We start from the raw sequence: 312 nt of genomic DNA on the forward strand, positions 1-312 counted from the left end.
TTCTTCTGCTTCTGACCTTTCGGTCTGAATCCCTACAGTTGCCAAAATATTCTGCATCTTTTCCTGGCGGGCATTCTCATATTGCTTTGGTTGCAACGAGGTCGCCGCAAAAGCCAGTACCACTCCCACCACCACTACCATAACAATGGCAAAAATGAAGGTATAGGAATTGGAATTCGTTTTATTTACCGGTTTATTTTCCATGATTAAACTGCCGTATTAATTTGTGCGTTGATACCCTCATTCTTTCTTTTTAATCTTCGCTTCACATTGGCCTGGATCACATAATGATCTATCGTTGGTGCAAATACG

1 pseudogene is annotated in these 312 nt (G+C 41.3%); it reads right to left on the reverse strand.

The features are described from left to right. Positions 1–204: pseudogene (locus tag HC176_RS18690) on the reverse strand (NADH:ubiquinone reductase (Na(+)-transporting) subunit C); the annotation flags it as partial. Positions 205–312: the final 108 nt, after the last annotated feature.

The sequence above is a fragment of the Tamlana crocina genome, assembly GCF_012037625.1.